Genomic DNA, 13,622 nt, shown 5'->3' on the forward strand with positions numbered 1-13,622 from the left:
TGACGTGCTCTGGTCACCGGGTGAGCAGCGCCTCGGTGAGGGCGGGCGTTCCTTCCAGCTTGGCGTCGCCGGCGCTGACGGCGTCGGCGAGGTGGGTCTGCCCGGCGGCCAGCGCGGCGGCGGTCTGCGCGCCGGTTGTCAGCACCGCGTCGGGCCGTGGCGCCGGGCCGTCGACGTGCCGCACGTCGTCGGCGGTGAGGACGAGGTGGAAGCAGGCCTCGTTGAGCTGCACCTGAAGGGTGAGCGGGTCGGCGGTGGTCCGCACCGCAGTGGCGACGGGCCGCAGCCGGCGGGCCAGGGGTGCGGCGAACCAGTGTCCGCGGACGGCGTCGCCGGTGGTGCGCGGGCCCAGCCGGTCCAGTCCCCAGTCGCATAGCGCGTCGAGGATCGGGGCGACCGCCGCACCGGCCTCGGTCAGCTGGTAGGTGCGCGCTCCGGCGCGCGCCCGGGTGACGAGTCCGTCGCTCTCCATCTGGCGCAGCCGGGTGGCGAGCACGTCGGTGCTGATGCCCGGCAGGTCGGCGAGCAGGTCGCTGTACCGGCGCGGTCCGGCCAGCAGTTCCCGCACGATCAGCAGCGCCCAGCGTTCGCCGAGGTGGTCCAGCGCGCGGGCGATGCCGCAGTAGTGGTCGTAGCTGCGGCGTGGCATGGGCAGCACCCTATCAGGGCATTGGTTGGACTTTCCAAGTAAAGACTTGGTATAACCAAGTGCATGCAGCTTGATCAGTCCGCGAAGCTCGCCGGCATCCACTACGACATCAGGGGGCCGGTGCTGCGCCAGGCGCAGCAACTGGAGGCGGAGGGGCACCACGTCCTCAAGCTGCACATCGGCAACCCGGCCCCGTTCGGCTTCGAGGCGCCGGCCGCGCTGCTGCAGGAGCTGATCCGCCACGCGCCGCTGGCCCACGGGTACGGCGACGCCAAGGGGCTGCTCTCCGCCCGGCACGCGGTCGCGCGGTACTACGCCGAACGCGGTGTCGCCGACGTGGACGTCGAGGACATCTACCTCGGCAACGGCGTCTCCGAGCTGATCGTGATGGCGCTTCAGGCGCTGCTGAACCCGGGCGACGAGGTGCTGATCCCGGCTCCGGACTACCCGCTCTGGACTGCGGCCACCACGCTCGCGGGCGGGAACCCGGTCCACTACATCTGCGACGAGACGGCCGGCTGGTTCCCCGATCTGGCCGACATCGAGGCCCGAATCACCCCGGCCACCCGCGCGCTGGTGCTGATCAACCCGAACAACCCGACCGGCGCGGTCTACTCCGACGAACTGCTCCAGGGCATCGTCGAGCTGGCCCGCCGCCACCAGCTCGTGCTCCTCTCCGACGAGATCTACGACCGCATCCTGTACGACGGCGCCACCCACACCTCGATCGCCGCGCTCGCCCCCGACGTCTTCTGCCTGACGCTCAGCGGCTTGTCGAAGGTCTACCGGGTGCCCGGCTTCCGGTCGGGCTGGATGGTGGTGTCGGGGCCCAAACAGCACGCCCGCGGATACCTCGACGGCCTGGACACCCTGGCCAACCTGCGCCTCTGCCCGAACATGCCCGCCCAGTATGCGATCGAGGCGGCGCTCGGTGGCCGGCAGGACATCGTCGACCTGGTGATGCCGGGCGGGCGTCTGCTGGAGCAGCGCAACTGCGCCGCGAACCTGCTCAACGAGATCCCGGGGGTCTCCTGCGTGGTTCCCCAGGGCGCGCTCTATGCCTTCCCGCGCATCGACCCGGCCGTCTACCCGATCGTCGACGACGAGCGCTTCGTCATCGACCTGCTGCGGCGGGAGAAGATCCTCGTCATGCACGGCACCGGCTTCAACTGGCCGCGCCCGGACCACTTCCGGGTGGTGACGCTGCAGCCCGTCGACGACCTGGACGCCGCGATCCGGCGCATCGGGCACTTCCTCGCCGGCTACCGGCAGTGACCGCCGCCGGCTGCGGTTTCACTGGTAGTGGTACCGGCAGGAGATGATCGTGATCTCGTTCGGTTCGACCGCGTACACCAGGCGATGCTCGTCATCGATGCGCCGTGACCGTAGGCCGGAGAGGTTGTTGCGCAGTAGCTCTGGCTTTCCGATTCCCGGCCCGTCGGGATCCCGCTTGATGTCGGCGATCAACGCGTTGATCCGCTTGAGCGTCTTGCGATCCTGGTTCTGCCAGTACAGGTAGTCATCCCACGCGTGATCGGTCCAGCCGAGCTTCACTCGCGCGTATCCAGATCCCGCTCCGCGGCGTTGCCGGCACGCCACTGTTCGACGCTTTCCATCAGACGTCGGGCATTGGCCGGAGACCTCAGCAGGTAGTTGGTTTCCATGATCGCGTCCCAGTCTTCCTTGCTGACCAGCACCGCGTTGCCACGCTTGGAGACGATCTCGACCGGCGTGTGATCATCATTCACTCGCTCGATCAGCGGGAACAGGGTCTTGCGCGCCTCGCTGGCGCTGATTGCCGCGGTCACTGTCGCCCCCTTCGGCCGAAAAGACGTACCGGATATGGTACAAGTATTCCAGGTTGTCGTCTACGCGCGGAACGTGGTCGACCAGCGCGCTGTGCTGTCGAGCCGTGCAGATGCCGGCCGGCAGCCGGAGCGGGCAACATCTGATCCCCGTGAACGAAAAAGGACCTGCCTGTCCTGGCGGGTCCCGATTGACCAAAGAGTGTGGTTTTGGTGAGTGCCCCCGGCGGGTCCAGAAGTCGTTCGCTGCCGACCCCGAATTCCTGGCCGAGCTGCGTGAGCGCTACCCGGCCCAACATCACCCACTTGTTCTGACCCACCCGGTTACGAAGGTGCCGGTGCTTTTTTCGAACAAGGTGTCAGGAGAGCGCCTCATCGGCACAACGGAGAGCCGCGGGCGGGAACTGCTCGATCTGGTCCACCGACGTGCCTCGTTGCCCGAATTCCACTGCCGGTTTTCCTGGCAGGTGGGCGACGTCGCCATGTGGGACAACCTCGCCGTACAGCACTACGCGGTGTCAGACTACGCGCCGCACGAGCGCCTGATGGAACGGGTGACGGTGTCGAGCCGAGGTCTCTGGCCGGCATGACGTCGTCCCTAGCTTCCCGTACCGTGGTGCTCATCGGACTTCGCCCGGGTGACCTGAACATCCTGGACACGCGAGGGCTCGACCTTCACACGGTCGTCAGCAGCCGTGCCGAGCGCGCGCTAACCGACCGGCTTCGTCAACGGTTGGCGTCGCTGCTCGTCCTCGACCTGCCCGGTCGCCGCATGGACGAGTACGACGAGCACGCCCCCGCGATCGCGGCGTGGGTCGGGCGACTCGCCGGGGCGGTTCGCGTCGTGAGTCTCTACGAGCACACCCAGCGGGTAGCCGCTCGGATACGGGAGATGACCGGGATACCGGGACTGCTCCCGGACGTTGCTCGTCGCTGTAGGGACAAGGTAGAGATGACCGAGGCCGTCTCCGCCGCAGGAGTGGCGACCGTCCCGACCCTTCCGGTTGACGCCGGCGCGGCGGTGACCGACGCATCCTCCTGGCTACATAAGGAGGGAGCTAATCGGGTCATCCTCAAGCCTCGCGCCGGTGCGGCCAGTGGCGGCGTCATGCAGTTCGCCTCGCCTCGTGAATTTGAGCGCTTCTTCATCGACCATCGCCTACCGCCGGATTACGAGGTCCAGCCGTTCATCGAAGATCCCGTGTGTCACATCGACGGACTGGTGCGTAACGACAAACTCCGGTTCCTCAGCGTCAGCCGGTACGTCGGAACCACACTGCGTTACCAGCGGGACCGCAAGCCGATGGGATCGGTGACGCTTGACCGGCACGCACACGAAGAGGCACGCGTCTTCACCACGGCCGTCCTCGATGCCCTGGACATCCGTGACAGCGTTTTTCATCTCGAGGCGTTCGGCGGCTCCGAGGGCTTCCGGTTCCTGGAGATTGGCGCCCGCTTCGGGGGAATCAACATCCAGCCGCACCTGCGCCGTGTTTACGGCATCGACCTCGTGACCGAGGCGCTGCGGGCCCAGGCCCTGCTGCCTTCGGTCGTCAATGGCCCGACCCTGGCGTGCGACCGGATCGCCCCGGGCAGCTCGGGATGGCTGATCGTGCCGCGTCCGTCCCCGGCGGCGTCGCGGGTCCGCGCCGTTCACCTGCCGCACCTGCCTCCGGCCGTTATTGAGGTCGTACGGCCGCAGGTGGGCGATGAACTGCGGGCGCAGGGCGCCGAACTGGACGCCGTGGTCCGGATGGTGCTGTCCGTGCCTGGTGGGAACGACGCCGAGGTGGAGGCACTGATCACATCGTTCGCAGACGCCGTCGCCGTCAACCTCGAGACGCGACAGGAGACCGTGTCGTGATGCTGATCCATTTCATCCGGCACGCAGAGTCCGCGAGCAACCTCACGGGCACGGTCACTTCAAAGATGCCGGGAACGGGTCTGTCCGCACTAGGACGCGAGCAGGCTGACAAACTCGCCGTGCACCTGAATCTCAGTGAGCAGGACGTCGTCGTCAGCAGCCCACTGCGGCGCGCCGTCGAAACCGCCGAACGTCTGGTCGCCAAGCGGGGATGCCAGCGCATCGTGCTCGAAGAGCTCCGGGAGTTCGAGGTGGGCGAGCTCGAAGGGCATACCGATCAGCAGGCCCGCGAACGACTCTGGGCCGCGTGGCCCACCTGGCTCGACAGTGGCCAGCTCGACCACAGGCCCGCTGAGGGGAGCGAGAGCGGCCGTGAGGCGCTGGCGCGCTTCCGGACTTCGCTGGCCGTCGTTGGCCAGCTGGGATTGGAACGGGCGTACGTGGTGAGTCACGGCACCCTGCTGCAACTGTGTCTGACGCACGACTGCGTGAACGTTCCCACCGCGGACACGGAGGATCGCTGGATCCCCAACACCGCAGTGGTGACCGCCGTCTACGACGGCACCGTGCTGATGTGCCGCCAGTGGGACACCATGACATTCGGAGCGAGTGTATGAACAATGAACTTTCGCAGGTGCTCGTGCTCAACGGCGGGTCCAGTTCCGGGAAGACCACGTTGGCGCGGCACCTACAGGACGTGCTCAACGGTTACTGGTTGCGGCTCGGAGTGGACACCCTCATCGAAGCCGCCCCCCACAAGCTCTTCGGCAACGGCGGTCTGGACCTAGCCGAGGACGGAGGCGTCGCAGTGGGGCCGGCCTTCGTCAAGGTGGAATCTCAATGGATGGCCGGCATCGCCGCGATGGCGGCGGCTGGCGCGCACGTCATCGTGGAGGACAACTTCGTGAGCGGCCCTACCGCACAGGAGCGCTGGCGGAAGGCGTTACACGGCCTCGTCGTCGGTTGGGTGGGCGTCCGCTGCGCCCCCGAGACTGTGGCCGCCCGGGAGGAGTGCCGACCGGACCGCATTGCCGGTATGGCAGCGAGCCAGGCGGAGTCGGTGCATAAGGGCATCACCTACGACCTCGTGGTCGACACTGGCTTGACCGGCCCCGACGAGCTGGCACGCATCGTTCGTGCGCACTTCTTTCATGACTGACTGGAATGCGAGGCCAGCAACGCCGAGGCGTGCCTCGAAGGTCACTCTCCGGGGGCACGATCTGGCAGTGCCGCTCGTCCACACCGCCTACGTCGGGGTTCGTGCGGGGAATGTCTTCCGATCGTCCATCGTGCTGTTGTCACGCGAGGGCAGCTGGGGATGGGGCGAGGCGCCGCACACGGGTGACCGACAGGGCTGGGCGGCCCGGCAGGAGCACCTGGCGCGTGCGGAGGAGGTCGTCGCCGCCGTCCCCGCTGCGACAACCCTGAGTTGGCCGGCTCTTGAAGAACTCGAGGAGCAGCTCTGCGCCGTGGCACCGCCGTGGGTCGCGTCAGGCGTGTCGATGGCCTGGTGCGACTGGGTGGCAAGGCGGTTGAATCGCTCGGTTCCCGACATACTGGGTGTTCCACGGCTCCCGGTCGTCCCCTCCACCCTGACGGTGTCTGCTCCGAACGCGAGGGCTGTGGCGGATCGGCTCAGTGCCGTGGCGCACGGAATCGCGATCAAGCTCAAGATCCGGGGTGTGATCGACCCAGCCTTCCTCGATGCTGCACGTCGGTTCTTTGCCGGCGAGTTGTCGCTGGATGCCAACGCCACCCTGACCGAGGGCGAGTACCGGAACGCGGTCCCTGCCCTCGCCGCTTATGGCGTGGCGCGGGTCGAGCAACCGCTCGCGCGGCTCGACGTCGACCTGCGCACCCCCGGCGGGCCGATGATCGTCGCCGACGAGGAGGTGGTGTCGCCTGAGGCGATCGAGAGACTGTTCCCATACGTCGATGGTGTCGTGCTCAAGGTGGCCAGACTTGGGGGTTTGGCGCGGGCGAGGAGGGCCCTGCTTCTCGCTCGTTCCCTGGGCCTTGAGGTACGTGTCGGCTGCTTCGGTGAAACCGACCTGGGCACTGCAGCCTCCTGCCTGTTGGCTGCGCTGGGGGCCACCTGCGACCTGGACAGTCACCGGTTGACCCGGACCCGGCCGTTCCTGGGCGTGGAAGGCGGGCTGGGAACGGTCGGCGCGCCGGCGGGGATTGGGTGGGGTGTCCGCCAGGCTGAGCACTACGAGGGGGAACTTCCCGATCTTTCGTGCTGAGTCGACGGGTCCGGGTGCCGAGAGTCCGGTCTGCGCTGGCTGATCGGGCCATCGGCTTTCTTGTATTCTCGCAGGAGGCTGCCGAGTCGATCGTGAAAAAGGACGTTCAGGTGTGTCAGCGTGGCGGGTTCCGTTATCGGTCCGGGCGGCGGACGCATAGTTCGCGCGTTGCCCTATGCGCCGATGAGGCCGATTCCTGTTGTGCTGGCGTTCTTGCTAAGGGCTTGCAGAGGATAAACACGCGGATTTCGGGTCCGGCTGAGTGGCTTGCGGTAGCCGTCCGCGACCTGCGGAGATGCCCTTCGGCAGACTGCTCGCACACTCGTGTCAACACCGGCTGAAGTTTGACCCCTCTGTTCCGGGTGGGTTCCAGGGCGGATTCGGGCGGTCGTCGCAACGGTGACGCTTTTCAGGGTGCCAGAGCGGCGTTGAAGACGTCGGCCGGGGTTCGCCAACCGAGGGTCTTGCGGGGCCGGTTGTTGAGCCGTTGCTCGATGGCGCGGAGATCGGCGGCGGTGTGCTGCGATAGGTCGGTGCGCTTGGGAAAGTACTGGCGCAGCAGGCCGTTGGTGTTCTCGTTCGTTCCGCGCTGCCATGGCCGGCCGGGATGGGCGAAGAACACTCCGTCATGCAGCAGCGGTGCAATCTGTTGGTGGTAGGCCATCTCCGCGCCCTGGTCCCAGGTCAGAGTGAGGCGCGCGGCCTCGGGAAGTTCTGCCAGCATGGCGAGGAGCGCGTCGCGGACGGCTTCGGCGGTGCGGTCGGCGGGCAGATGCACCAGCCGCAGGTATCGGCTGGTGCGGTCGACCAGGGTGGCGATGGCGGACTGGTTCTGCCGACCGACGATGAGGTCTCCCTCCCAGTCACCGATTCGGGTGCGGTGCAGAGCCGCGTCTGGCCGATGCTCGATCAACAGTGCGGGAGCGACGAAGCGGCAGCGGCGCTGATCGGCGTCGACGACGCCGCTTCCTCAGCGGCCTGCCGGTGCGAAGTCGGCGCGTGAGCTGGCGGCTGAGTCCACCTGCGCCGCCACGGTAGAGCGCCTGGTAGATCGTCTCGTGGCAGACGTGCCATGACGGCTGGTCGGGATAGGTCTGCCGAAGCCACGCGGCGATTTGCTGCGGGCTCCAATCCTCTTCCAGCTTGGCCTGAACAGCGGCCCGGAGACCGGCGTCGGCGAGTAGCCGGCCGCCCCGCGGGCGCCGAGCCCGCCGCCGGGCCCGTGCGTGCGCCAGGTCGCCGTCATAGACGCCCTGGTCGTGCGGGCGCACGTTGCGGCGCAGCTCCCGGCTCACCGTCGACGGCGCCCGGCCCAGCTGCTCAGCGATCGCCCTCATCGTCAGGCCCTGTCTGCGCAGGGTGGCGATCCGTTGCCGTTCCAACAGCGACAGGTACCTGCCTGATCGGACGTCCTCAGCCACCCGGGCCGGTGGCACGCCACCATTCTCGGCGCGCCACCGGTAGCCAGTTTTGCGACCGATCCCCACGATCCGGCAGGCCTCGAACGTCCCCACGCCCGACTGCAAGAGCCGCCAGTACTCCGTCTCCAGCTCAAGCCGGCGCTTTCGTCCTCGTCGTCCCATGAACACGCCTCACATGATCAGGTGTGTTGCGACAAGTACTGGAACCCACCCGGAACCACAGGGTCAGTTTTCAGGCGGAGCCGACAACTCGATGCTCATTGCCTGTTTGTGCAGGTCCAGCGGGTACGTACCACAACGGCGCCTCCTTGGGCTGGAATCTGCGTGTTGTTGATCTGCGAGCCCTAACGAACTCGTGCACGGTTGCCGGGACAGCCAGTCACCTCATTGGCGGTGAGGTTCGGCGGGTACGGCCTTGAGTGGCTTGTCGCGGTCATCACGGCACCCTTTCACCAGGCATAACGCCCGGCGGTTCATGGCGAAGGTCGTCCTCTGGTGGTCCTGGGGGTATCGGGCCGATCGGCGCAGTGGACAGCGGCCGAACTGCTGACAACCGGCCGATCAGGCTTGGACGCGCCGCCGAGGCTCAGTCGGGTGCGGGCGGCGTCGAGTACGAAGGCAGCGGTTGCCTGGGCCGCGTCACGGGCTGCTTCGGACAGGACGGTGGTGTAGATATCGGCGGTGGTGACGATGCTGGTGTGGCCGAGCATGTGTTGCACGAGCTTGAGATCGACGCCGGCGGGGAGGACGCGGCGGCGACGATAGAAGCGGTGCTCCGCGGTCGTAGCGTGGGTCCGCCGGGTTGCGCGAGCGCTCTCGCTATCTGGTGTCGCCCTCGGGGGCCGTCGTAGGTTCCGGCGCTCGCCCGAACCACTCCAGGACTTCCAGAATGGATTCTGCTTGAGCTGCCGCCGATCGTCGTCCGCGTTCGCCGTCGACGAGGGTGATCTCGTAGTCGAACTCCAGCTCAGGCGGCGTAGTCACGCCTCAGTTCACCATGAATCAGGATATCGAGGGCATAACACGCGCGTCGGGGTGTCGATTTAGAGTGTGCGGTTGCAGCAACCTGCTCCCCTGATCAACTTACCGTTTCCACAGCTCAGGTGAGCGCTAGGCATGTCCCAAAATTCGGACAATCATTACCTTGATAGTAAAAAAAGTGCCCCCGGCAGGATTCGAACCTGCGCCCCCGCCTCCGGAGGGCGGTGCTCTATCCCCTGAGCTACGGGGGCTCAGCGACTGAAGAAGAGTAGCAGGAACCCCCGGCGCGGGCCGAATCGGTATCGGCCTCGCGCCGGGGGGGTGTCGCGTTACAGGCGCCGGCCGCAGCTGGGCAGTGGATGCAGCTCGATGTGCCGGGGCAGGCGGCGGGGCCACTCGCCCTTCGGCCAGGAGCCGTCGATGATCAGGTGCAGGCCGGCGCCGGCGGGGCCGCTGAGCCGCAGTACGAAGTCGCGGGGGAGCGGCGGGTCCACGGTCGGCGTGGTGATCATGAAGCGGATCCGGCCCTGCGCCGAGATGGCGGAGATCGCCTCCGCGGCCGGCAGGGTGCCCTGCAGCCGGACCCGGCCGAGCCAGTGGACCTCCGCGCCGTGGTCCTGGGCCGCCCGCTCGATCGCCGGGTACGCGCTGCGCACCCAGCGTTCGACCACCGGTGCGCAGAGCCCGCAGGCCCGCTCGCGCGGCTCGCGTGGCCCCACCCCCCAGGAATCCAGGTACGTCCCCAGCTCGTCGGCGTCGACAGGCAGGCCGAGCTGGTCGCGGGCGAACTCGGCCAGGCTCTGCCGGCTCCAGAGTTCGTCGTCGAGCCGGAAGGCGTCCGGGTGCTTTCCCCGGATCGCGTCGATCAGCTCGAGCTCCTGTTCGCGACTGAGCGTTCCCGGCTCGCCCGGCCGCTGTCCGCGACGGGCGGCCGCAACCGTCCCGTCACCGCCGATGGTGTGTCGTCGGCACCAGCTGGTGACCGAGTTCCGCGCGTCCTTGAGTGCAACCCCCACGTCTAGGGCAACGAGCGCATATGCCACCGGTCACGATATCTAGGTGGAAAAGCATAGAAACCGTCTAGTTGGCCCATAAGCAGCAATATATGCGAAAGCCCCGATCCGGACTTTTGGTGCAGTCCGGATCGGGGCTCGCTGTCGCTCACCGGCTCAACGGCCGGCCACCCGTCCTACCCCTGGAGGCGCTCCAGTGCCGTCCGGAGGTTGGTCAGGTCCTTCTGCTGGGTGTTCTTCATCCGCTGCGCGGCCTCGGTGACCAGCTCGTGATCGCTCTGGTCCAGCAGCGCGTCGACCATGTGGATGCCGCCGATGTGGTGCTTGATCATCATCTCCAGGAAGAGGATGTCCAGTTCCTTGCCCTGCGCGGTGCGCAGGCGCTCCATCTCCTCGGTCGATGCCATGCCCGGCATCAGCCCGCCGTCGACCATCGACTCGCCGTCGGGCATCCACGCCATCCGGGGCTGCTCACCCGTCGGGTCGAGCTCCCAGGAGCGCAACCAGCCCTGCATCATGCCGTACTCGCCCTGCTGGGAGGCCGCGATGTCGACGCCGATCGAGCGTACGTCGGCGTCGCTGCCCTGCTGGAAGGCGATCAGGCCCATCGCGACGGCCTGCTGGTGGTGGGTGGACATGTCCCGGGCGAAACCGGCCTCGGGGGAGTCGTCGCCGGGGGTGCCCGGCCGGGCGATGAGCGCCCCCGCCGCCACGCCCAGCAGCATGCCGACGACGATCGCCAGCGCAACGGCGCCCAGGCCGTACCGGCGCTGCGCGCCGGTGGGCCCGGTCTGTGCCGGCTCGCCGGTCGTCGTCGGTTCGGTGACAGAGGAGGAGCTCATCGTGGTCCTTACATGCCGGCGAGGTTGCGGGGGGTGGTGCCGGTCGCGGTGACGCCCTGCTCGCAGAGGGCGTTCGGGCCCTCGATCGAGGCGTTGACGCGCAGCGCCCGGATGAAGTCGTCGATCCGGGAGTCGTCGGCGTTGTCGAGCTTGAGCTGGTAGCCCCAGGCCTGCAGCGAGATCGGGGAATCGAGACCATCGAAGGGGCTCATCATCATCTTCTCGGTGCCGACGACCCGCTCCTGGAGCTTGGCGACCTGCTCGGGGGCGAGGTCGGGCCGGTAGGTGATCCAGATCGCGCCGTGCTCCAGGCTGTGCACCGCGTGCTCGTTGGCGATCGGGGCGTCGTAGACGTTGCCCGTGCAGTTCTGCCACGCCGCGTTGTGCTCGCCGGCGACCGGCGGAACGACCGTGTAGTTCACGCTGCCGGTGACGTGGTTACCACCGGCCACCAGTTCCGGGTCGGACTCGCGGAAGTTGCTGATGCCGTCGATGGCGGCGGCCCGCTCCTCCCACGGCTTGGAGCCGTTGAAGGCGAGGAAGGCCGTGTAGCCGACGATCGACACCGCGACCAGGCCGACGACGGCGAAGAGAGCGATGGGGCCCCAGTTGGTGCCCTGGCTCACCTTCACGGGGGTGATCGGCTTGCGGCCCTTCTTGCCGGCGCTGCCGCTGGAGGTGCGGTTCGCGGTGGACTTGCGGGCGCTCGCCGGCGACTGATTGCCGCCGGCCGGCTTGCCGGCGCCCGACTTCTTTCCGCTGCTGACCACGTCGGGACGGCGCTGGTTGCCACCCGGGGTGCTGATGCTCATCGTGCCTCGTCTGGTCGGTCGGGATCGGAGACGGCGCCGTGCTGCCCGGTCGCCGAGCACCGAGTCTACCCGGGGAGACCAGTGCCACCATCGACCGAAAATCGCCGGTTGTCCACCGCCGTCCGGCCCTGTCGGTACGGACCTTGGGCCCGTCCTGAAAGCCCGGGCGCCGGTGGGAATCCGGAGCGGGGTCGCCGACGGGTCGCACCAGGGGCGCGACCGGACCGCCCGGTCACGGTGCCTGCGTCATGCAGGCGGAAAAGCGTTCGGGGCCTGCGGATAACATGATTCGGTGACTCCTGCAAAGCTCGCCGAGGCCGTCCTTGCCGCTGCCCACACCGTCTGCGCCGACCGCGGGCTCGACGCCGCCGTGCTGCCCGTCGCCACGACGGTGGAGCGACCCCGCAACCCCGAGCACGGCGACTACGCCTCCACGATCGCGATGCAGGTGAGCAAGCGGCTCGGGGTGCCGCCGCGGGAGTTCGCCACGGCGCTGGCCGAGACGCTGACGCGTACGCCCGGGATCAAGTCCGTGGAGATCGCCGGACCCGGCTTCCTCAACATCCGGCTCGACCCGGCCGCCGCTGGGCAGCTCGCGCAGCTCATCGTCGCCGCCGGTGGCCAGTACGGCCGCAGCGAGACGCTCGCCGGGCTCACGATCAACCTGGAGTTCGTCTCGGCGAACCCGACCGGCCCGGTGCACATCGGCGGGGCCCGCTGGGCCGCGGTCGGCGACGCGCTGGGCCGGCTGCTGCGCGCCACCGGCGCCGAGGTCGGCACCGAGTACTACCTCAACGACGCCGGCTCCCAGATCGACCGCTTCGCCGAGTCGCTGCTCGCCGCCGCCAAGGGCGAGCCCGCGCCGGAGAACGGCTACGCCGGGGCGTACCTCGGCGAGATCGCGCAGGCGATCATCTCGCGCCGGCCCGAGCTGCCCGGCCTCGACGACGCCGCCGCCCTGCAGGTCCTGCGGACCGAGGGCGTGGCGCAGATGGTCGAGGACATCCGGGCCTCGCTGCGCGCCTTCGACGTGCACTTCGACCTCTTCTTCAGCGAGCTGAGCCTGCACGAGCAGGGCAAGCTCGACCTCGCCGTGCAGCGGCTCGACGCGCAGGGCCGCATCTACGTCTCCGAGGGCGCCACCTGGCTGCGCACCACCGACTTCGGCGACGACAAGGACCGGGTGCTGCGCAAGTCCAACGGCGAGTGGACCTACTTCGCCGCCGACTGCGCCTACTACCTGGACAAGCGCGAGCGCGGCTTCGAGCGGGTGGTGCTGATGCTCGGCGCCGACCACCACGGCTACATCGGCCGGATGAAGGCGATGTCCGCCTGCTTCGGCGACGACCCCGCCCGCAACCTCGAGATCCTGATCGGCCAGATGGTCAACCTGCTCCGCGACGGCCAGCCGGTGCGGATGAGTAAGCGGGCCGGCACGGTCGTCACCCTGGAGGACCTGGTCGACACCATCGGCGTCGACGCCGCCCGGTACGCCCTGGCCCGTTACTCGGTCGACTCGCCCATCGACATCGACATCGAGCTCTGGACCCGGTCGACCCGGGACAACCCGATCTACTACGTGCAGTACGTCGCCGCCCGCACCGCCTCGGTGACGCGCAACGCCGCCGAGGTGGGGCTGCTGCGGGGCGACGAGGAGGCATTCCGCCCCGAGCTGCTCTCCCACGAGAAGGAGAACGAGCTGCTCAAGGCGCTCGGCGAGTTCCCGGCCGTGGTCGCCACCGCCGCCGAGCTGCGCGAGCCGCACCGCATCGCCCGTTACCTCGAGGAGAGCGTCGCGGCGGCGTACCACCGCTTCTACGACAACTGCCGGATCCTGCCGCGCGGCGACGAGGAGATCACCGACCTGCACCGGGCCCGGCTCTGGCTCAACGACGCCACCCGCACCGTGATCGCCAACGGCCTGCACCTGCTCGGCGTCTCGGCGCCCGAGCGGATGTGACCGGTGCCGACCCTGACAGTGGATAACGC

The 13,622-nt window shown here is 68.3% G+C and carries 13 protein-coding genes, 1 tRNA gene and 1 pseudogene; 7 read left to right on the forward strand and 8 right to left on the reverse strand.

What is annotated here, in order from left to right; all coding sequences use genetic code 11:
• Positions 1 to 13: 13 nt before the first annotated feature.
• On the reverse strand, positions 14 to 649 hold the full coding sequence (locus ACK8GG_RS15145) for a winged helix-turn-helix transcriptional regulator (protein ID WP_440356622.1): 636 nt from the start codon (positions 647 to 649) through the stop codon (positions 14 to 16).
• A 63-nt stretch (positions 650 to 712) separates the two neighbouring features.
• Between ACK8GG_RS15145 and ACK8GG_RS15150 the strand changes: the two genes are divergently transcribed.
• The gene (locus ACK8GG_RS15150) at positions 713 to 1,924 is read left to right on the forward strand and encodes a pyridoxal phosphate-dependent aminotransferase (RefSeq protein ID WP_440356623.1); all 1,212 of its coding nucleotides are present in this window, start codon (positions 713 to 715) and stop codon (positions 1,922 to 1,924) included.
• Between the two features lie 18 nt (positions 1,925 to 1,942).
• Here the strand turns inward: ACK8GG_RS15150 and ACK8GG_RS15155 are convergent, their stop codons facing one another.
• Positions 1,943 to 2,203 carry a Txe/YoeB family addiction module toxin gene (locus ACK8GG_RS15155; protein ID WP_440355065.1) on the reverse strand — a complete coding sequence of 87 codons (261 nt, stop codon included), beginning with the start codon at positions 2,201 to 2,203 and terminating at the stop codon, positions 1,943 to 1,945.
• Positions 2,200 to 2,457: a type II toxin-antitoxin system Phd/YefM family antitoxin gene (locus ACK8GG_RS15160; RefSeq protein WP_440355066.1), complete on the reverse strand. Its 258-nt coding sequence runs from the start codon at positions 2,455 to 2,457 to the stop codon at positions 2,200 to 2,202. Before ACK8GG_RS15160 ends, ACK8GG_RS15155 begins: the two co-directional genes overlap by 4 nt.
• Before the next feature lie 110 nt (positions 2,458 to 2,567).
• Between ACK8GG_RS15160 and ACK8GG_RS15165 the strand changes: the two genes are divergently transcribed.
• The 5 genes from ACK8GG_RS15165 (at position 2,568) to ACK8GG_RS15185 (ending at position 6,564) form a co-directional block, all read left to right on the forward strand.
• Positions 2,568 to 3,044, forward strand: coding sequence for a TauD/TfdA dioxygenase family protein (locus ACK8GG_RS15165; RefSeq protein WP_440355205.1), 477 nt, complete (start codon positions 2,568 to 2,570; stop codon positions 3,042 to 3,044).
• 23 nt (positions 3,045 to 3,067) lie between these two features.
• Positions 3,068 to 4,318: an ATP-grasp domain-containing protein gene (locus ACK8GG_RS15170; RefSeq protein ID WP_440356624.1), complete on the forward strand. Its 1,251-nt coding sequence runs from the start codon at positions 3,068 to 3,070 to the stop codon at positions 4,316 to 4,318.
• On the forward strand, positions 4,318 to 4,935 hold the full coding sequence (locus ACK8GG_RS15175; protein ID WP_440355206.1) for a histidine phosphatase family protein: 618 nt from the start codon (positions 4,318 to 4,320) through the stop codon (positions 4,933 to 4,935). Before ACK8GG_RS15170 ends, ACK8GG_RS15175 begins: the two co-directional genes overlap by 1 nt.
• A complete protein-coding gene (locus tag ACK8GG_RS15180; RefSeq protein WP_440355068.1) occupies positions 4,932 to 5,477 on the forward strand; it encodes a chloramphenicol phosphotransferase CPT family protein in 546 nt (181 codons plus the stop codon). Before ACK8GG_RS15175 ends, ACK8GG_RS15180 begins: the two co-directional genes overlap by 4 nt.
• Positions 5,478 to 5,544: 67 nt before the next feature.
• Positions 5,545 to 6,564 carry an enolase C-terminal domain-like protein gene (locus ACK8GG_RS15185; RefSeq protein ID WP_440355069.1) on the forward strand — a complete coding sequence of 340 codons (1,020 nt, stop codon included), beginning with the start codon at positions 5,545 to 5,547 and terminating at the stop codon, positions 6,562 to 6,564.
• A 409-nt stretch (positions 6,565 to 6,973) separates the two neighbouring features.
• Here ACK8GG_RS15185 and ACK8GG_RS15190 read toward each other — a convergent pair.
• The 5 genes and pseudogenes from ACK8GG_RS15190 to ACK8GG_RS15210 all read right to left on the reverse strand — a co-directional run bounded on the left by ACK8GG_RS15190 (position 6,974) and on the right by ACK8GG_RS15210 (position 11,633).
• A pseudogene (locus ACK8GG_RS15190) lies at positions 6,974 to 8,147 on the reverse strand (IS30 family transposase).
• A gap of 998 nt (positions 8,148 to 9,145) precedes the next feature.
• Positions 9,146 to 9,217: transfer RNA gene (locus ACK8GG_RS15195), tRNA-Arg, on the reverse strand.
• A 78-nt stretch (positions 9,218 to 9,295) separates the two neighbouring features.
• Positions 9,296 to 9,982 carry a winged helix-turn-helix domain-containing protein gene (locus ACK8GG_RS15200; RefSeq protein WP_440351683.1) on the reverse strand — a complete coding sequence of 229 codons (687 nt, stop codon included), beginning with the start codon at positions 9,980 to 9,982 and terminating at the stop codon, positions 9,296 to 9,298.
• A 173-nt stretch (positions 9,983 to 10,155) separates the two neighbouring features.
• The gene (locus tag ACK8GG_RS15205; protein ID WP_440355072.1) at positions 10,156 to 10,821 is read right to left on the reverse strand and encodes a DUF305 domain-containing protein; all 666 of its coding nucleotides are present in this window, start codon (positions 10,819 to 10,821) and stop codon (positions 10,156 to 10,158) included.
• Positions 10,822 to 10,829: 8 nt separating this feature from the next.
• Complete coding sequence (locus tag ACK8GG_RS15210; protein ID WP_440355073.1) at positions 10,830 to 11,633, reverse strand: thioredoxin-like domain-containing protein; 804 nt, start codon at positions 11,631 to 11,633, stop codon at positions 10,830 to 10,832.
• A 292-nt stretch (positions 11,634 to 11,925) separates the two neighbouring features.
• Between ACK8GG_RS15210 and argS the strand changes: the two genes are divergently transcribed.
• Complete coding sequence (gene argS, locus ACK8GG_RS15215) at positions 11,926 to 13,593, forward strand: arginine--tRNA ligase (protein ID WP_440356625.1); 1,668 nt, start codon at positions 11,926 to 11,928, stop codon at positions 13,591 to 13,593.
• The last annotated feature ends 29 nt before the right edge of the window (positions 13,594 to 13,622 follow it).

This window comes from Melissospora conviva (genome assembly GCF_049523535.1).
Classification (GTDB): Bacteria; Actinomycetota; Actinomycetes; order Mycobacteriales; family Micromonosporaceae; genus Melissospora; species Melissospora conviva.